The sequence below is a fragment of the Monashia sp. HAY1-5C genome (assembly GCF_056755255.1).
This window is the reverse complement of record NZ_JBPGXG010000053.1, coordinates 1-17,376: the sequence shown is the minus strand read 5'-3', so window position 1 is coordinate 17,376 and position 17,376 is coordinate 1. Positions and strand designations below refer to the sequence as shown.

General features: G+C 74.7%; 18 protein-coding genes. 3 read left to right on the top strand and 15 right to left on the bottom strand.

Annotated features, from left to right (window positions below; all coding sequences use genetic code 11):
- Nucleotides 1-35 precede the first annotated feature (35 nt).
- Complete coding sequence (groES, locus tag ACR9ZK_RS10185; RefSeq protein WP_481341785.1) at nt 36-332, bottom strand: co-chaperone GroES; 297 nt, start codon at nt 330-332, stop codon at nt 36-38.
- Nucleotides 333-548: 216 nt separating this feature from the next.
- Between groES and ACR9ZK_RS10180 the strand changes: the two genes are divergently transcribed.
- Nucleotides 549-1,811: a THUMP-like domain-containing protein gene (locus ACR9ZK_RS10180; RefSeq protein ID WP_481341784.1), complete on the top strand. Its 1,263-nt coding sequence runs from the start codon at nt 549-551 to the stop codon at nt 1,809-1,811.
- Nucleotides 1,812-2,043: 232 nt separating this feature from the next.
- On the opposite strand, the gene ACR9ZK_RS10175 is transcribed toward ACR9ZK_RS10180, so the two are convergent.
- From ACR9ZK_RS10175 to ACR9ZK_RS10160, 4 genes are read right to left on the bottom strand one after another with little or no spacing between them, the layout of a single operon-like run.
- Nucleotides 2,044-2,532, bottom strand: a complete 489-nt coding sequence (locus ACR9ZK_RS10175) for an SRPBCC family protein (protein ID WP_481341783.1) — start codon at nt 2,530-2,532, stop codon at nt 2,044-2,046.
- A complete protein-coding gene (locus tag ACR9ZK_RS10170) occupies nt 2,532-2,858 on the bottom strand; it encodes an ArsR/SmtB family transcription factor (protein WP_481341782.1) in 327 nt (108 codons plus the stop codon). Before ACR9ZK_RS10170 ends, ACR9ZK_RS10175 begins: the two co-directional genes overlap by 1 nt.
- Nucleotides 2,859-2,906: 48 nt before the next feature.
- Nucleotides 2,907-3,734 (bottom strand): PfkB family carbohydrate kinase, encoded by an 828-nt coding sequence (locus tag ACR9ZK_RS10165; protein WP_481341781.1) that lies wholly within the window; start codon nt 3,732-3,734, stop codon nt 2,907-2,909.
- A complete protein-coding gene (locus ACR9ZK_RS10160) occupies nt 3,731-4,732 on the bottom strand; it encodes a nucleoside hydrolase (RefSeq protein ID WP_481341780.1) in 1,002 nt (333 codons plus the stop codon). The genes ACR9ZK_RS10165 and ACR9ZK_RS10160 overlap by 4 nt, the downstream gene beginning before the upstream one ends.
- Before the next feature lie 95 nt (nt 4,733-4,827).
- Here ACR9ZK_RS10160 and ACR9ZK_RS10155 point away from each other — a divergent pair, with 95 nt between their 5' ends.
- Nucleotides 4,828-6,153, top strand: coding sequence for a glycoside hydrolase family 3 N-terminal domain-containing protein (locus tag ACR9ZK_RS10155; RefSeq protein WP_481341779.1), 1,326 nt, complete (start codon nt 4,828-4,830; stop codon nt 6,151-6,153).
- A gap of 18 nt (nt 6,154-6,171) precedes the next feature.
- Here ACR9ZK_RS10155 and tsaD read toward each other — a convergent pair whose 3' ends face one another.
- The 9 genes from tsaD to glmS form a co-directional block, all read right to left on the bottom strand.
- Nucleotides 6,172-7,218 (bottom strand): tRNA (adenosine(37)-N6)-threonylcarbamoyltransferase complex transferase subunit TsaD, encoded by a 1,047-nt coding sequence (tsaD, locus tag ACR9ZK_RS10150; protein ID WP_481341778.1) that lies wholly within the window; start codon nt 7,216-7,218, stop codon nt 6,172-6,174.
- Nucleotides 7,211-7,705, bottom strand: a complete 495-nt coding sequence (gene rimI / locus ACR9ZK_RS10145; protein ID WP_481341777.1) for a ribosomal protein S18-alanine N-acetyltransferase — start codon at nt 7,703-7,705, stop codon at nt 7,211-7,213. Before rimI ends, tsaD begins: the two co-directional genes overlap by 8 nt.
- 5 nt (nt 7,706-7,710) lie before the next feature.
- Entirely contained in the window at nt 7,711-8,436 is a 726-nt protein-coding gene (tsaB, locus tag ACR9ZK_RS10140; RefSeq protein WP_481341776.1) for a tRNA (adenosine(37)-N6)-threonylcarbamoyltransferase complex dimerization subunit type 1 TsaB, read from the bottom strand.
- Nucleotides 8,437-8,467: 31 nt separating this feature from the next.
- A complete protein-coding gene (gene tsaE / locus ACR9ZK_RS10135; protein WP_481341775.1) occupies nt 8,468-8,950 on the bottom strand; it encodes a tRNA (adenosine(37)-N6)-threonylcarbamoyltransferase complex ATPase subunit type 1 TsaE in 483 nt (160 codons plus the stop codon).
- Nucleotides 8,951-8,953: 3 nt separating this feature from the next.
- On the bottom strand, nt 8,954-10,240 hold the full coding sequence (locus tag ACR9ZK_RS10130) for an alpha/beta fold hydrolase (RefSeq protein WP_481341774.1): 1,287 nt from the start codon (nt 10,238-10,240) through the stop codon (nt 8,954-8,956).
- The gene (alr, locus tag ACR9ZK_RS10125) at nt 10,237-11,526 is read right to left on the bottom strand and encodes an alanine racemase (protein WP_481341773.1); all 1,290 of its coding nucleotides are present in this window, start codon (nt 11,524-11,526) and stop codon (nt 10,237-10,239) included. Before alr ends, ACR9ZK_RS10130 begins: the two co-directional genes overlap by 4 nt.
- 73 nt (nt 11,527-11,599) lie before the next feature.
- Entirely contained in the window at nt 11,600-13,261 is a 1,662-nt protein-coding gene (locus ACR9ZK_RS10120; RefSeq protein ID WP_481341772.1) for an NAD(P)H-hydrate dehydratase, read from the bottom strand.
- 62 nt (nt 13,262-13,323) lie between these two features.
- On the bottom strand, nt 13,324-13,674 hold the full coding sequence (locus tag ACR9ZK_RS10115) for a holo-ACP synthase (RefSeq protein ID WP_481341771.1): 351 nt from the start codon (nt 13,672-13,674) through the stop codon (nt 13,324-13,326).
- Between the two features lies 1 nt (nt 13,675).
- Entirely contained in the window at nt 13,676-15,535 is a 1,860-nt protein-coding gene (gene glmS, locus ACR9ZK_RS10110; protein WP_481341770.1) for a glutamine--fructose-6-phosphate transaminase (isomerizing), read from the bottom strand.
- Nucleotides 15,536-15,617: 82 nt separating this feature from the next.
- Between glmS and coaA the strand changes: the two genes are divergently transcribed.
- Entirely contained in the window at nt 15,618-16,616 is a 999-nt protein-coding gene (gene coaA / locus ACR9ZK_RS10105) for a type I pantothenate kinase (protein WP_481341769.1), read from the top strand.
- A 97-nt stretch (nt 16,617-16,713) separates the two neighbouring features.
- On the opposite strand, the gene ACR9ZK_RS10100 is transcribed toward coaA, so the two are convergent.
- Nucleotides 16,714-17,193 (bottom strand): aggregation-promoting factor C-terminal-like domain-containing protein, encoded by a 480-nt coding sequence (locus tag ACR9ZK_RS10100; RefSeq protein ID WP_481341768.1) that lies wholly within the window; start codon nt 17,191-17,193, stop codon nt 16,714-16,716.
- Between the last annotated feature and the right edge of the window lie 183 nt (nt 17,194-17,376).

Here is a 17,376-nt window from a genome sequence, read left to right as displayed (position 1 = left end):
CTCACCGGGGTGCGGTCACGGCTGAGGGTGTCGGGTCAGCCGACGACGGCGAGCACGTCGCGCGCGGAGAGGATGAGGTACTCCTCGCCGCCGTACTTGACCTCGGTGCCGCCGTACTTGCTGTAGATGACCTTGTCGCCGACCTTGACGTCGAGCGGGACGCGCTCGGTGCCGTTGTCGTTGAAGCGGCCGGGGCCGACGGCGAGGACCTCGCCCTCCTGCGGCTTCTCCTTGGCGGTGTCGGGGATGACGAGGCCGGACGCGGTGGTCTGCTCGGCCTCGAGGGACTTGACGACGATGCGGTCCTCGAGCGGCTTGATGGAAACCGACACGGTGGTGACCTTCCCTTCGGGACAGTCGGAGTTGACTTGCGGACTGTGGGCTCTTCGAGGCTGGCCGCCGTCGCGGGGGTCGACCTCCCTCGAGGAGGGCGTTGGCACTTTCAGGCCGAGAGTGCCAGCACGAGCAAATCTAGGTTTGCCGTTAGCACTCGGTCAAGTCGAGTGCCAGAACTCGGGTGTCGTGTCCTCGGCTGGCAGGATGGCGGCATGGACCCGGCGATGGTCGACCGCCTCGCGACCGGCCAGGGTTGGGCCCTGCTCCGGTCGCTGCCGCCGTACGACGAGTCCTCCGCCTTGCACCTGCAGACCCGCCTCCGCGAGGCCGGTTACGACGCCGACCTCGTCGCCGCGGCGCTCAACCAGTCACGGCTGCGGGCCCGGGGCACGGAGAAGTTCGGCGACTTCGCGGCGGGGATGCTCTTCACCGCCGACGGGCTGGAGCAGTCCACCCGCCTCGGCGTCGCGGCCCGGCACGCCCACCGGTACGTCGCGGCGGACCTCGAGGAGGTCTGGGACCTCGGGTGCGGGCTGGGCGCCGACGCGATGGCGTTCGCCAGCCTGGACCTGCGGGTCCGCGGGGTCGAGGCCGACGAGACCACCGCGCGGATCGCCGCGGTCAACCTCCGCCACTGGCCCGCCGCGCGCGTCGAGGTCGGCCGCGCGGAGGACGTCGCCCTGCCCGGCTCCCCCGGCGGCAGGCCCACGGTGGCCGACGCGTCGCGGGTCGGCGTGTGGCTCGACCCGGCCCGACGCGTCACCGGAGTGGCGGACGTCCGCGGCCGGACGCGTCGGGTCTTCTCCCTCGATGCCATCTCGCCCTCGTGGCAGCAGGTGCTCGCCGTGGCCGAGGCGGTCCCGGCCACGGGTGCGAAGCTGTCGCCGGGGTTCCCGCACGGGGCCCTGCCCGTCGGGGCCGAGGCCCAGTGGACCTCCTGGCACGGCGAGGTCCTCGAGTGCGCCGTGTGGTGGGGGCCGCTCGTCCAGCACCCGGGCCGGACCGCGTCGGTGAGCAGCACGACGTCGACCCACGTCGTCACCGAGGCCGACGCGGCGGCCGGGGCGGGCGTCGAGCCCGTCGCCTCGGTGTCGCGCGTGGGAGCCTGGCTCTACGAGCCCGACCGGGCGGTCATCCGCGCCGGCCTGACCGGTGCGCTCGTCGCCGCGACCGACGGGCGGGAGCTCGCGACGGGCGTCGGCTACGTCGGTGCCGACCATGCGGTCGACGTGCCGTGGGCCCGCCGCTTCCGGGTCGACGCCGCGATGCCGCTGTCGACCAAGCACCTCGCACGGTGGCTGCGCGACCAGGGGTTCGACCGGGTCACCGTCAAGAAGCGCGGCGTCACCCTCGACGCGGACCGGCTGCGTCGGCAGCTGAAGATGACGGGGCGCGGCAAGGGCGGCTCCGAGGCGACGCTCGTCGTGACCCGGGTGGCCGGCGGCCAGGTCGCGCTCGTCGTCACCCCCGCCTGACGCCCCGATCCCACGGGCGTCCACGCCCGGTTCGTCCGTGCCTCTGGCGCCTCCTCGTCGGTGGTCTGCCACGGACCAGGAGACCTGACGCCGACGAGGCGCCGGAGTGCGTACGAAGAGGAGACGTCCACGCGCGGCCGGAGGCGTGTCGTTGCAGATCGCGCGGGCGCCGTCCGGTGCGACCGGGGAGGGAGCGCAGGGCCGAGCTCGGCGGTCGACGGACCCGTCGGCGTCAGGTGCCTGCCCGGTACCGGGCGTGAAGGGCGGTCCAGGTGGCGTCCCACTCGGGCAGGTCCTCGCCCGAGAGGTCGGCCGCGAGGCGCCGCACGTAGGTGTCCCAGCCGGCGGCGTACCCCGCGACGCGGGCGGCGTCGAGGCGGGCGTGGCGCAGCACGAGGCGCGCGCCGTCCCCGTCCGGCGTCACCGCGACCGTGACGAGGGTGGCGACCTCGCCGACCGGCCACTCCCAGACCAGGCGCGTCGGGGCCTCGCACGAGACGACGCGGCAGTGCGGGGTGTCGGCGTCGTCGAAGTGGATCGTGAAGAAGCCGCCCTCGCGCAGGTCGCCGCTGACCGGGGCGAACCACCGGGCCAGGCGGGCGGGGTCGGTGCACGCCTGCCACAGGTCGGCGGGCGTCGTCGCGTAGTGCCGGTCGAACACCACGGTCACGGTGTCGCCCGCCTGCTCGATGCGGCCCAGCACGCGGGTCAGCTCGGTCATCACGTCTCCTTCGTCGCTGCCCGCTGCCCGCGGGCCACCTCGGTGTCGAGGGCGTCGAGCCGCTGCCCCCAGAACGCGCGGACGTCGCGGCACCACTGCTCGACCTCGTCGAGCGCACCGGGCACGAGCCGGTAGACGCGCCGCTGGCCGTCCGGCCGCGCCTCGACGACGCCTGCCTCGCGCAGCACCCGCAGGTGCCGTGAGACGCCGGGCCGAGCGACGTCGAACAGCGCCGCCACCTCACCGGCCGTCAGCTCGGCCCGCGCGAGGTTCTCGACGATGGTCCGACGCGTCGGGTCGGTCAGCGCCTCCCACGTCCGGTTCACCCGATGAGCGTAACACTCCGGTTACGTAACCGGAAGGGTACGAAGCGGTCAGAGCGCCCCGTCCGGCTGGGCCCCCGACCACCGCACCGCGTCGGCGCCGGCCCGGTTGGCCGCCTCGAGCGCCGAACGGTCGTCCGCCCCGGCCGCGAGCGCCGCGGCGAGGGCGCCGCAGAACGCGTCGCCCGCCCCGACGGTGTCGACCACCTCCCCGGCCGGCACGGTCAGGCCGTCGACCTGCTCGAGCCCCCACCGGGCTCCCGCCGCGCCGAAGGTGACGAGCAGCGAGCCGGGCACGAGGTCGGAGTCGGCGAGCTGGCGCATCTCCGACTCGTTGACGACGACGGGGTCGCCGACGGCGACCGCATCGGGCAGCACCGGGGCGTACGGGGCGAGGTTGAGCACGACCCGGGCCCCCGCCCGGTGCGCTGCGAGCGCAGCCCGGGCGACGAGGTCGAGAGGTACCTCGAGCGAGCAGAGCAGCACGTCGCCCGGGACCAGCCGCACCGCCTCGAGCGCCGCGTCCGCCACCCGCTCGTTGGCGCCCGGCACGACGACGATCGTGTTCTCGCCGGCCTCGTCGACGGTGATGTACGCGGTGCCGGTCGGCGCGTCGGGCACCCGGGTCACGGCCGGCTCGACACCGGCCGCGGACAGGCGCGCCACGTAGGCCTCGCCGGCCTCGTCGGCCCCGACCGCGCCGACCATGACGACTCGGGCACCCGCCCGTCTGGCCGCGAGGGCCTGGTTGCCGCCCTTGCCCCCGGCGAACCGTCCCGCGGCCTCGCCGAGCAGCGTCTCGCCGGGCAGCGGGTGGCGCTCGACGCGGGTCACGACGTCGACATTGAGCGACCCGAGGACGACCACGCGGCCCGTCACGGCTGCTCCACCTGCTCGGCTGCGAGGAGCGTCTCGACCCAGAGGCGCGCGTAGCGCTCGCCGTCGACCCCGAGCGCCACGTCGACGCGGACGGGTGCCTCGCCGTGGGGGTCGTGCGCGCGGGCATCCTCCCACTCGCGGCGGTCGACGATGGTGCGGCCCCGCGACCAGGTCCCGGCGAGCTCGACCCGCATCGGGAGCGTGCGGGTGCGCAGGGCGCCGCGGTCGATGACGGCGCAGACGGCCCCGGCGTCGCCGATCGTCGAGGCGTCCCCGAGCCGGACGCGCTGGTGCTCCATGAGCCGGCCGCCGAGCTCGGCAGGGCCCCGGCCACCCACGGCGACGAGCCGGGCCGAGTCCGCACGGCCCACGACGGGCGCGTAGAACACGTCGAGGCCGTACATGGTGACGCGGATGCCGAGCTCGGCGGCGGCGTCGAGGACGATCGCGGCGGCCTCCGGGTCGTGGAAGACGTTGAACTCGGCCGAGGCCGTCGCGTTGCCGACGTCGGCCGCGCCGCCCATGAAGACGATCTCGGCGATGCCGCTCACGACGTCGGGGTAGGTGCGCAGCAGCAGCGCGATGTTCGTCAGGGGTGCCAGCGGCACGAGTGTTACCGGACGTCCCTGCGCCGCCGCGTCCCGGCACACGTCGCGCAGCAGCTCGACGCCGTGCCGCGGGTCGGGCCGTGTCGTCGGGGCCGGCCAGCCGAGGTCGGCCATCCCGTCCTCACCGTGCACGTGTCGCGCGTGCAGGGCCGGCTCGAGCAGCGGCCGGTCGGCACCCCTGGCCACCGGCACGTCGGTCCGCCCCGCGGTCTGCAGGACCAGCAGCGTGTTGCGCACGACGTCGTCGACCGGTGCGTTCCCGCCGACGCACGAGACCGCCCGCAGCTCGAGGGCGGGGTGCAGCGCGGCCAGCAGCAGGGCGCAGGCGTCGTCGACGCCCGTGTCGACGTCGAGGACGACCGGCACGGGTGGGATGGGGCTGGTGGTCACGTCGGCACCGTACCGTCCGCGCCGGTGCCGCCCGGCGTCGGCGAGTGGGCGCACACCACGCGGGTCCGGTGGGACGTCGGCGTTAGGGTCGGGTGGTGAACGAGCGCGCGCTCCGACGTCCCCGCCGCGGCCGACCCCGTGGAGGCGGCCGGGCACGGCTCGGCGCCCTCGTGGCGGTGACCGCGGTGGGCCTCCTCGCGGCGTGCTCGTCGACCCCCGGGCCGACCGCCACCTCCTCCCCGGCCGGCACGACGCCGCCAGGCACGACCGCCGGCGCGTCGACGCAGCCACCCACGTCCACCGCTCCGGCCACCTCACCGGCCACGACGTCCCCCACGACTCCCGCCACCCCGACGCCGACGCCGACCCGGTCCTGCGCCGAGCGCATCGTGGACGGGATGAGCGCGACCCAGCGCGCCGGACAGCTCATCATGGTCGGCCTCGACGCCGATGCGGACCGCACGAGCCTCGACGCGCTCGTCCAGGCCCGCCACCTCGGCGGCGTCATCCTCCTCGGCGGGTGGCACACCGGGGCCGCCCACGTCGAGGCCACGACCCGCCACCTCGCCTCGCTCGCCGGACCCGCCACGGCCGGGCTGGGCCTGCTCGTCGCCGCCGACCAGGAGGGCGGCGCCGTGCAGCAGCTGCAGGGCGAGGGCTTCAGCACCATCCCCTCGGCCCTCGACCAGACCCGGGACGGCGCCACGGGCCTCGAGGCCGACGCCGCGCGCTGGGCCCGGCAGCTGGCCGCCGCCGGCGTCAACGTCAACCTCGCCCCGGTCGCCGACACCGTGCCCGACTCGGTCGGCCGCGCCAACCAGCCGATCGGCCGGTACGGGCGCGAGTTCTCCGACGACCCGGCCACCAACGCGCGGATGGTCGCCGCGTTCGTGCGTGGCATGCGGGCCGGGGACGTCGCCGCCACCGTCAAGCACTTCCCCGGCCTCGGCCGCATCACCGGCAACACCGACGTGACCGCCACCGGCATCACCGACGGCACGACGACCACGGACGACCCCTACCTCGAGCCGTTCGAGTCGGGCATCCGCGCCGGCGCCGACCTCGTCATGGTCGGCTCGGCCATCTACAGCCGCATCGACCCCGGGACGAACGCCATGTTCTCCCGGGCCGTGGTCACCGACCTGCTGCGGGGCCGCCTCGGCTACGACGGCGTCGTCATCACCGACGACGTCGGCGCCGCGAAGGCCGTCGCCGCCGTGCCGACCGGCGAGCGTGCGACGCGTTTCGTCGCAGCCGGCGGCGACATCGTCCTCACCGCGCGACCCTCGACGGTCGGCGCGATGCACCGGGCCCTCAAGGCGGCCATCGCGGCGGACCCCGGGTTCGCGGCGAAGGTGCAGGCCGCCGCGACCCGGGTCGTCGACCTCAAGGTCCGGATGGGGCTGGCCCGCTGCGACTGACGAGGCGCGCGGCCGCTCTCAGGCGCTGACCGCCTCGACGGGCATCGAGGAGTCGGTCGGCAGCCCGAGGTCGCTCGGCGCACGTCCCTTGGCCACCATCTGCGCCCCGAGCGCTGCGACCATCGCGCCGTTGTCGGTGCACAGGCCCGGACGCGGCACCCGCAGCGTCACCCCGGCCCTGGCGCAGCGCTCCTCGGCGAGGGCCCGCAGGCGCGAGTTGGCGGCGACGCCGCCGCCGATGAGGAGGTGGTCGACGTCGTTGTCCTTGCACGCGAGCAGCGCCTTGCGGGTCAGGACGTCGACGACGGCCTCCTGGAAGCTGGCCGCGACGTCGGCCACGGGTATCGCCTCCCCCGCGCGCTGACGCGTCTCGACCCACCGTGCGACGGCGGTCTTGAGGCCCGAGAAGGAGAAGTCGAACCGGTGCCGCTCGAGGTCGCGCCCGGTCGTCAGTCCGCGTGGGAAGTCGATGGCGACGCGGTTGCCCTCGCGCGCGACCCGGTCGACGTGCGGTCCGCCCGGGAACGGCAGCCCGAGGACGCGGGCCACCTTGTCGAAGGCCTCCCCCGCAGCGTCGTCCATCGTCGCACCCAGCGAGCGGACGTCACCCGTGACGTCGGGCACGAGCAGCAGGGAGGAGTGCCCGCCCGAGACGAGCATCGCCATCGTCGGCTCGGGCAGCGGGCCGTGCTCGACGATGTCGACGGCGACGTGCGAGGCGAGGTGGTTGACGCCGTAGATCGGCCTGTCGAGGGCGACGGCCAGCGCCTTGGCCGACGCGACGCCGACGAGGAGCGCACCGGCGAGGCCGGGCCCGCTGGTGACCGCGATGGCGTCGAGGTCGCGCAGCGTGACGCCCGCCTCGCGGCACGCGCGCTCGATCGTCGGGACCATCGCCTCGAGGTGCGCGCGGCTCGCGACCTCCGGTACGACACCGCCGAAGCGCGCGTGCTCGTCGACGCTGCTGGCGACGGTGTCGACGAGCAGCGTCTGGCCGTGGACGATCCCGACCCCGGTCTCGTCGCAGGACGTCTCGATGCCGAGGACGAGCGGCTCGTCAGCCATGGGTCTCCTTCCCGAGCAGGAGGCGCATGACGAGGGCGTCGACGCCTCCGGGCTGGTAGTAGCGGCGGCGGACCGAGATGACCTCGAACCCGGCGCGGTCGTAGAGGCGGCGGGCGGCGTCGTTGTCGGCGCGCACCTCGAGCAGGACCGCCTCGACGCCGTGGGCGCGGGCGCGTCGGAGTAGCTCCTCGAGCAGGAGCCGGCCGACGCCGCGCGCCTGGTGGGTCGGCGCCGTGGCGACGGTCATGACGTCGGCGGTCTCGCCGGCGAGGTCGAGGCCGGCGTACCCGGCGACGGCGCCCGCGGCATCGAGCGCGACGACGTACTCGCGGCGCGGCCGGGCGGCGAGCTCGGACCACCACGTCTGCGGGGACCACGCGTCGTCGGCGAACAGCTGCTCCTCCAGCGCGGCCAGCGTCGGCAGGTCGGTCCACTCGAGCTCGCGCAGGATGACGCCCTGGGCGGGGACCGGGCCCGGTGTCGCCACGGCGCTCACCCGAGCGTCGACTTGGTCGAGGGGGCGGCCGGTGCGGCGTCGGGGCGGCGCAGGTAGAGCGGCTCGAGACCGTCGAAGCCGTCGCCGGGGTCGACGAGCTGCAGGGTGGCTGCACCGGACGCGGGCGTCGTCGCGCCACCGGCTCCGAGGCGTCGCACCGCGAGGTCGGCGAGCGCGCCGGCATCGACGTCGAGCGGCTCGACGGCGCCGGGGAGCGCGTCGGGGTAGAGCAGCGGACCGCGTCCGGCCGCCGGCAGGCCGCGCAGGTCCGGCTCGAGGTCTCCCGCGCGAGCGACGACCGGGTCGAGGACGCGGATGGCACCGGCGTCGTCCAGCGCGTACCGCGCGGCGTAGACCTCCTTGCGGCGGGCGTCGGTCGCGACGAGCAGGTCGCCGCGACGCCCGCCGAGCCACGCCTCGTGCGCGATGGCGTCGAGGCTCGTCAGTCCGCGCACCGGCAGCCCGAGCGCGAAGCCGAAGGTGCGCCCGGTGACGATCCCGACGCGCAGCCCGGTGAACGGGCCCGGGCCGATGCCGACGACGACGTGCGTGACGTCGGCCGGTGCGGCGTCCACGTCGGCGAGGACCGACCGGATCCCGGGGGCGAGGTGCTCGGCGTGGGCTCGCGCGTCGAGGGTCGTGGCCCGGGCCAGGACCGACGACCCGTCGTGCAGGGCGACGGTGATGGCCGTCGTCGAGGTGTCAATGGCGAGCAGGAGCACGCGCGTCAGGCTATCCGAGGCGTGCCCGCACTCATGACGAGGCGGTGGGGTCGTGGGCGAGGTCCTCGAGCACCGCGTCCCAGCGCGACCCGACGCCGTCGATGCGCACCGTGCGCACGTCGTCACCGGTCAGCGTCAGCTCGAGCCGCTCGTCGCTCAGCTGCTCGGCCAGGCCGGCTCCCCACTCGACGACGGTGACGCTCGCCTCGAGGTCTGCGTCGAGGTCGAGGTCGTCCAGCTCGATCGCGCTGCCGAGACGGTAGGCGTCGACGTGCACGAGGGCCGGGCCACCGACGAGCGAGGGATGGACCCGGGCGATGACGAACGTCGGCGAGGTGATCGGGCCGCGCACCCCCAGCCCCTCGGCGATGCCCTGGGTCAGGGTCGTCTTGCCGGCGCCGAGGTCGCCGGTGAGGACGAGGAGGTCACCGCCGCACAGGAGGCGCCCGAGCCGGCGTCCGAACGCCTGGGTGTCCTCGGTCGACCGCCAGGTCAGCGTCGCCGTGGCCGCCACGACTCAGCCCTCGCGCGCCGGGCGAGCCGCCCGGCCGCGCCTGCCGCGTCGGCGCTGCAGGCGGACGAGGTCGTCGGCCTGCTGTTCGAGGCGACGCTGCCGGCGCGTCTTGGCGATGTCGGTGACGATGCGGCGCACCCGGGGCTGGCGCTCCACGGGGAGCTCCTCGGCGCGGGCGCGCGCCGACTGCTCGACGAGGGCGACGAGCTGCGCGTTCAGCAGGTCGGGGTGCTCGAGCATGATGACGTGGCCGGCGTCGTTGACGACGACGTGCTCGGCACCCGGGATCGCCTCGACGATGAGCTCGCTGTGCGAGGGCGGCGTCAGGATGTCCTCGCGGCCGTTGAAGACGAGCACGATGGCGTGCCGGAAGGCGGCGAGGGCCGGACGCTTGTCGAACCCGTCGAAGGTCTTGATGTAGTCGTTGACGACGTCGAGCGGCGTGCCGAGGAGCATGTCCGCCGTGTAGCGCACGACCGAGCGCGGCACCGGCGAGTGGAACGAGTTCTGCTCGACGAGGAAGTGCTCGAGGTCGCGGCCGACCCGCCGGATCCGTGAGAACAGCTCGGGCCGGGTGCTGAGCGGCGTCAGGACGCTCGGGCCGAGCCGCTCGAGCATGAGGCGGCCGAAGGTCGCCATCCGGCCGCCCGCGGCCAGCGTCAGGCCGCCGGCGCTCGTGGCCACGAAGGCCGCCCCGACGACGCGTTCGCTGACGAGCGCCGGGTCCTGCTCGGCGAGGGCCATCATCGTCATGCCGCCCATCGAGTGGCCGACCAGGACGAGGTCACCGGTCGGGGCCTGCTCGGCGATGACCTGGTGCAGGTCGGCCCCGATGCGGTCGATGGTGTAGCTGTCCTTCTCGCCGCCGGCCGAGCGCCCGTGGCCGCGCTGGTCCCAGCTGACGACCCGGAAGCCGGCCGCCCGGAGGGCGCGCCGCTGGTAGACCCAGCAGCGCAGGCTGAGGCAGTAGCCGTGCGTCAGCACGACGGTCGGCAGCTCGTCGGCGCGTCCGTGGCGCGTCGTGCCGCGAGCGGCCGCGGCGGCGACCTCCGGGTCCGGCACGTCGACCTCGACGTGCAGCGCGACACCGTCGCTCGTCAGGACGATGTGCTCCTCGTCGGGGGTGATGTCGAGCAGCTCGGGCGTCTCGAGGGCGGCCATCGCGGCACGATGCTTGCCCGCCCGGTCGGCGGCGATCCCCGCGGCGACGCCGGCCGCGACGCCCGCGGCCACGCCGAGGCCGGCGGCGGCGATCCCGAGCACCGGGTTTCGCCTCTGCCCTTCGGTCATGCCTCGCCCTTCGTCGCGGCGGCGCCGGGCGCGCCGTCGGCGGGGGACGTACCCGCGGCGTGGGGTCCGCCCACATGGATCCGGGGCACCCGTGGACCGAGCCGGGTGACGATCTCGTAGCTGATGGTGTCGGTGGCGTCGGCCCAGTCCTGGGCGGTCGGCTCGTCCGGCCCGCCGCCGAACAGCGTCACGACGTCACCGGCCTGCGCCCGGGCGTCGGGACCGAGGTCGAGGACGAACTGGTCCATGCAGACGCGTCCGGCGATCGTCGTGCGCAGGTCACCGGCCTGCACCGGACCGACGTTCGTCGCGTTGCGCGGGATGCCGTCGGCGTACCCGGCGGGCACGAGGCCGACGACGGTGTCGACCGTGGGGGCGTACGCGTGCCCGTAGCTGATGCCCTGGCCCGCGGGCAGCCGCTTGACCAGGGCGAGCCGGGCCCGGACCGTCATGACCGGGCGCAGGCCGAAGTCGTCGTCGACCTGCGGCACCGGCGTCAGGCCGTACATGGCGATCCCGGGACGCACGAGGTCGGCGTGGGCGGAGGGGTGCACGAGCGTGGCGGCCGAGTTGGCCAGGTGTCGCACCTCGGGGCGCAGACCGGCGCGCTCCCCCTCGGCCACGGCCTCGAAGAAGCGCTCCTGCTGGGCGAGGACGGTCGGGTGCTCGGGGGCGTCCGCGTGCGCGAAGTGGGTCCAGATGCCGACGACGCTGACGGCGCCCTCGGCCTCGAGGCGACGGGCGTGGTCGACGAGCGTGGTCCAGTCGGCGCCGTACGCACCGCCGCGGCCCAGGCCGCTGTCGACCTTGAGGTGCACCCGCGCCGCGCGTCCCAGGGGCCGCGCCGCCGCCGCGACCTCGTCGAGCACCCACGGGGCGGACGCGGACAGGTCGATGTCGCGGGCGATGGCCCCGGCGAAGTCGCTGCCCGGCACGCTGAGCCAGGTCAGCATCCGAGCCGTGAGGCCGGCGTCGCGCAGGGCGAAGGCCTCGGCGAACTGGGCGGCCCCGAGCCAGGTCGCACCGGCGGCGACCGCGGTCCGCGCCACGGGCAGCAGGCCGTGACCGTAGGCGTCGGCCTTGACGACGGCCATGAACTCCGAGGAGGGCGCGAGCGCGCGCAGGGTGGCGACGTTGGCGGCGAGCGCGTCGAGGTCGACCTCGGCCCACACGGTGGTGCCGTGGGTCGATGCGAGGGGGTCGGCGGTCGTCGGCGTCGCGGTGGGCGCTGCGGGCGCGGTGGGCGCGGTGGACGCGCCGGGTCCGGTGGTGTCGGTCGTGCTCATCGGGTGCAGTCTCGCAGGTTCGGCACCCGGTTCGGGTCGGCGGGTCACCGGGCGTCGCGCCGGACGCCCGGCGTCACTCCGGGGCGGAGCGGCCCCGGTGGAGCAGGTCGCGCACCGTGGGCCGGATGCCGTGGGCGACGGCCAGCGCCCGCAGGGGGCCGCCCCGGGCCACCCGGTCGGCCGTGACGCCGTGCACGAGCGCCCCGAGCGCGGCGGCGTCATGCGGTCGCAGGCCGGAGGCGAGGAGCGTGCCGATGATCCCGGAGAGCACGTCCCCCGCGCCGGCGGTCGCGAGCCACGGCGGGGCGTCGGCCTGCGAGCGCACCGGCCGGCCCGGCGTCACGACGAGCGTCGTCGCGCCCTTGAGCAGGACGGTGGCGCCGGTCAGGGCGGCGAGGCGGCGTGCGTGGTGCAGTGGCTGGGCACGGACCGCGTCGGGCGTCACGTCGGGCGCGTCCGACGCGGGGCCGGTGACGGACCTTCCGCCACCGTCCACGCTCGGCGGTTGCGCCGCGACGTCCGAACCTCCGTCATCGGTCCCGGCGGAGCGACGCTCGAGGCGGGTGAGCAGCCGGGCGAGCTCGCCCGCGTGCGGCGTCAGCACCGTGGGGGCCTCCCGCCGGCCGGTGACGAGGTCGAGGCCACCCGCGTCGACGAGGACGGGCAGGTCGCTCGCGAGAGCCGCACGGGCCACGGCGAGCTGGGCCGCGGCGTCCGCAGCGGCGTCCGTGTCGCCGTCGGCGCTCGACGCGTCGAGCCCGGGTCCGAGGACCCACGCCTGGACGCGCCCGTCGCCGGTGACCGCCTCGGGCACGGCCTGGCGCACGAGGGCGGTCGGGGTCGGGGTGCCGACGTACCGGAGCATGCCGACGCCCGCTTCGGCGGCCGCCGTCGTGCACAGCACCGCCGCACCGGTGTAGGACTCGCCGCCCGCGACGACGCCGAGGACGCCGCGCGAGTACTTGTCGTCGGACTGTCGCGGGACCGGCCACAGCCGAGCGACGTCGGCGTGGGTCAGCCGCTCGACGGCCGGGTCGATGCCGTCGAGGTCCAGGCCGATGTCGACGACGGTGAGCCGGCCCGACGCGGCCTCGCCGGGCGGGAGCAGGTGCACCGGCTTGGGCGCGCCGAACGTCACCGTCTCGTCGGCCCACACGGCGTCGTCGGCGTCGTCGGTGTCAACGGCATCGACAGCGCCGGCGTCGGCGGTGGCCGACGGCTCGGCCCACCCTCCGTCGGGGTCGAGACCGCTCGCGACGTCGACGGCCAGCACCCACGCGTCGTCGTCCACGGCGTCGACGAGCCGGGCGGCGTCGGGACGCAGACCCGGCCGGCCACCGATGCCCACGATGCCGTCGAGCACGACGTCCGCCTCGGCCACGGCCCGCTCGGAGCCCGCCGGGTCCTGCGCCACGACATGGACCACGGTGCCGGCGTCCTCGGCGGCCGCCAGTCCGGCGGCGTGCACGCCGTCGCGGCCGCCGGACGGCAGCAGGACGACGGCCGCGGGATACCCGGCCTCGGCCAGGTGGGCCACGGCGAAAAGGGTGTCGCCGCCGTTCGCGCCGGCGCCGACGAGGCCGACGACGGTGGCGCCGTCGTGGTCGGCGAGCCGAGCGGCCGCGACCTCGGCCAGCCCCCGCGCCGCACGCTGCATCAGCTCGCCCTCGGGCAGCTCGGCCATGGCTGCCCGCTCGGCGGCGCGGATGGTCTTCACGTCGTAGGCACGGATCATCGGCTCTCCTCGGTGCAGGTCGGTCGGCGCGCCGCCGCCGGCTGTGCGACTCGGTCGGGCGGTCAGCCCTCGGCGACGACGACCGCGGACGCGACGCCGGCGTCGTGGGACAGGGACACGTGGAAGCTGTCGACGCCGAGGTCGCTCGCGCGGGCCTGCACGGTGCCGCCGATCTCGAGCGAGGGCCTGCCGTCGTCGTTCGTCACGATGCGCGCGTCGGTCCAGTGCAATCCGACGGGCGCACCGAGCGCCTTGGCCAGGGCCTCCTTGGCCGCGAACCGCGCGGCGAGCGAGGCGATGCCGAGCCCACGCTCCTCCGGCGTGAAGAGCCGCTCGCGCAGCGCCGGCGTGCGCTCGAGCGTCTGCTCGAAGCGCGCGATGTCGACGACGTCGATGCCGACCCCGACGATCACGTCACTCGACCGTGACGGACTTGGCGAGGTTGCGTGGCTGGTCGACGTCGAGGCCCTTGGCGGTGGACAGCCACAGCGCGAAGACCTGCAGCGGCACGACGGTGAGCAGCGGGGCGAGCAGCGGCGAGGTGGCAGGGACCCGGATCACCTCGTCGGCGAACGGCTCGACGGCGTCGTCGCCCTCCTCGGCGATGACGAGGGTGCGGGCGCCGCGGGCGCGGATCTCCTGGATGTTGCTGACGACCTTGCCGTGCAGGCCGTGCTCGCTCGTCGGCGAGGGCACGACGACGAAGACCGGTTGCCCCGGCTCGATGAGCGCGATCGGGCCGTGCTTGAGCTCGCCCGCCGCGAAGCCCTCGGCGTGGATGTACGCGAGCTCCTTGAGCTTCAGCGCCCCCTCCATGGCGACGGGATAGCCGACGTGGCGCCCCAGGAAGAGCACCGAGCGGGTGTCGGCCATGAAGCCGGCGATCTCCTTGACCCGGCCCATCTGCGCGAGCAGCGCCTCGATCTTGGGCGGGACCTCGGCCAGCTCCTTCATGACCGCGGCCGCGTCGTCGGCGAACGAGCCGCCACGCAGCTGCGCGAGGTAGAGCCCGAGCACGTAGCTCGCCGTGATCTGGGCGAGGAAGGCCTTGGTCGAGGCCACGGCGATCTCGGGCCCGGCGTGCGTGTAGAGCACGGCGTCGGACTCGCGCGGGATCGTCGAGCCGTGCGTGTTGCAGATTGAGATGGTCAGGGCACCGAGGTCCCGGGCGTGCTTGACGGCCATGAGGGTGTCCATCGTCTCGCCGGACTGGCTGATCGAGACGACGAGCGTGCGCTCGTTGACGATCGGGTCGCAGTAGCGGAACTCGTGGGCGAGGGCGACCTCGACCGGGATGCGCGTCCAGTGCTCGATGGCGTACTTCGCCGTCATGCCGGCGTAGGCCGCGGTGCCGCAGGCGACGATCGTGATCCGGTCGACGCGCTTGAGCTGCTCCTCGGAGATCCGCAGCTCATCGAGGATGAGCCGGCCCTCGGGGTCGGTGCGCCCGAGGAGCGTGTCGCGCACGGCATGGGGCTGGTCGTTGATCTCCTTCTCCATGAAGGTCGCGTAGCCGCCCTTCTCGGCGGCGGCGGCGTCCCACGTGACCTCGTAGGCCTTGCCCTCGGCGGGGGTCCCGTCGAAGTTGACGACGGTCGCGCCCTCCGGGGTGATCGTGACGATCTGGTCCTGGGCCAGCTCGAGGGCATGGCGGGTGTGGCCGATGAAGGCCGCGACGTCGGAGCCGAGGTAGTTGGCGTCCTCACCCAGCCCCACGACGAGCGGGCTGTTGCGGCGTGCGCCGACGACGACGTCCGGCTGGTCGGCGTGGATGGCCAGGAGCGTGAACGCCCCCTCGAGGTCGGCGACCACCGTGCGCATCGCCGCCGTGAGGTCACCCTCGGCGTCGTAGGCGCGGGCGACGAGGTGGGCGACGACCTCGGTGTCGGTCTCGCTGGCGAAGGTGACCCCGTCGTCGAGCAGCCCCTTCTTCAGCGCGTGGAAGTTCTCGATGATGCCGTTGTGGATGAGGGCCAGCTTGCCGTCGCGCCCGCCGCGGTGCGGGTGCGCGTTCTCGTCGGTCGGGCCGCCGTGCGTGGCCCAGCGGGTGTGCCCGATGCCGGTCGTCGACGTGGGCAGCGGGTGCTCCCCGATCTCGGCGGCGAGGCTGGCCAGCTTGCCCGACTTCTTGCGGGTCTCGACGTGGTCGCCGTCGATGAGTGCGACGCCGGCGGAGTCGTAGCCGCGGTACTCGAGCCGGGCGAGCCCCTCCATGACGACGTCGAGCGCCGTCCCGTCGTTCGCGCGTCCGACGTACCCCACGATTCCGCACATGGGGACCAGCCTAGGGGACGGGTCGGCACGCCACTGCCTCGCCCGCGCGGCGGCACCCGGGCACGTCCGACACAATGGCGGCGTGTCGCAGCCAACCAGCCGGCCGTCGCTCGTGCCCGGCCCGGGCGCCGGGGGCCCGAGTTCTCCAGTCCCCTCACCGTACGTCGAGCTCGACCGCGCCGCGTGGTCGCGGCTGCGCGAGAACCACCCGCTCAACCTCGACGACACCGACCTCGCGCGGCTGCAGGGCCTCGGTGACCGCGTCGACCTCAACGAGGTCGAGGAGGTGTACCTCCCCCTGTCGCGCCTGCTCAACTTCTACGTCGGGGCGACCCGCCACCTGCACCAGGTCACGAGCGAGTTCCTCGGCGAACGGCCGGCCAGGACACCCTTCGTCATCGGCGTCGCCGGCTCGGTGGCGGTCGGCAAGTCGACGACGGCCCGCGTCCTTCGCGAGATGCTCGCGCGCTGGCCCGACACCCCGGAGGTCGCGCTCGTGACGACCGACGGGTTCCTCTTCCCGAACGCGACCCTCGAGGAGCGGGGGCTGCTCGGACGCAAGGGCTTCCCCGAGTCCTACGACCGGCGGGCCCTGCTCCGGTTCGTCGCCGACATCAAGTCGGGCCGCGCGGAGGTGTCGGCCCCCGTGTACAGCCACCTGACCTACGACATCGTGCCCGGCGAGCGGATCGTCGTGCGCCAGCCGGACGTGCTCATCATCGAGGGCCTCAACGTGCTCCAGGCGCCCGAGGTGCACCCGGTGAGGGGCACGGGCCTGGCCGTCAGCGACTTCTTCGACTTCTCGGTCTACGTCGACGCCTGGGTCGACGACATCCGCAGCTGGTACGTCGAGCGGTTCCTTCGGCTGCGCGAGACCGCGTTCTCGGACCCGCACTCCTACTTCCACCGCTACGCGGTGCTGTCCGACACCGAAGCCGTCGCGACGGCCAACCGGATCTGGCGCGAGATCAACGGCCCGAACCTCGTCGAGAACATCCAGCCGACGCGCTCGCGGGCGACGCTCGTGCTGACCAAGGGGGCCGACCACGGCGTCCGCCGCGTCCGGCTGCGCAAGATCTGACGCGTCCACCGGTGGGCGGGCCGCTCGTCGCGGCCGGTGGAGTCCGGCCAGTCTGGCTCAGTACCAGTGGCACTGCGAGTGGCTCAGTACGAGTGGCTCAGTACCAGTGCGGGGAGCGGGCCTGCCAGGTCGACCACGCGTTGCAGGGGTTGCCGTAGGACATGTCGATGTACCAGAGCCCCCACTTGATCTGGGTCAGCGGGTTGGTGCGCCAGTCGCCCCCGAACTGGGCCATCTTGCGGCCCGGCAGCGACTGCGGGATGCCGTAGGCCCCCGAGGACGGGTTCTCGGCGAACCAGCGCCAGTCGCTCTCGCCGGTCCACAGGTTGACGAGGCAGTTGTACTGGGCGTCGCTCGTCCACCCGTAGTCGGCCATGAGGACGCGAGCCGCGCCCTTCGGGTCGTCCTTGGCGTGGGCGATGGCCTGCTGCCGCTCGCGCTCGGCCTGGGCGCGCTCGGCAGCCGCCTTGGCCTCGGCGGCCGCGCGGGCCGCCTCCTTCTTCTTGCGCGCCTCGAGGGCGGCGGCGTCACGCAGGCCGGTGGCGGCGATGGCGGTGCGGCGCTCGTTGCGAGACACCGACGCGGCAGCGCGGTAGGTCGTGTCGACGGTCGACGCGCGCGCCAGCTCGTCGGTCTGGGCGACGACGCCCGAGCCGACGACGAACGCGGCCGGGTCGGCGCCGATGAGGTTGGCGGACCGGGCGTAGGCGAAGCCGGAGGCGCCTGTCTCTTATACACATCTGACGCTGCCGACGACGGA

What these genes read in the sequence shown, in the direction of transcription:
- tsaD (WP_481341778.1), bottom strand. Translation starts at nt 7,218, where the DNA reads ATGGCTGACGAGCCGCTCGTCCTCGGCATCGAGACGTCCTGCGACGAG.
- ACR9ZK_RS10120 (WP_481341772.1), bottom strand. Translation starts at nt 13,261, where the DNA reads ATGATCCGTGCCTACGACGTGAAGACCATCCGCGCCGCCGAGCGGGCA.
- ACR9ZK_RS10180 (WP_481341784.1), top strand. Translation starts at nt 549, where the DNA reads ATGGACCCGGCGATGGTCGACCGCCTCGCGACCGGCCAGGGTTGGGCC.
- ACR9ZK_RS10130 (WP_481341774.1), bottom strand. Translation starts at nt 10,240, where the DNA reads ATGACCGAAGGGCAGAGGCGAAACCCGGTGCTCGGGATCGCCGCCGCC.
- ACR9ZK_RS10175 (WP_481341783.1), bottom strand. Translation starts at nt 2,532, where the DNA reads ATGACCGAGCTGACCCGCGTGCTGGGCCGCATCGAGCAGGCGGGCGAC.
- alr (WP_481341773.1), bottom strand. Translation starts at nt 11,526, where the DNA reads ATGAGCACGACCGACACCACCGGACCCGGCGCGTCCACCGCGCCCACC.
- glmS (WP_481341770.1), bottom strand. Translation starts at nt 15,535, where the DNA reads ATGTGCGGAATCGTGGGGTACGTCGGACGCGCGAACGACGGGACGGCG.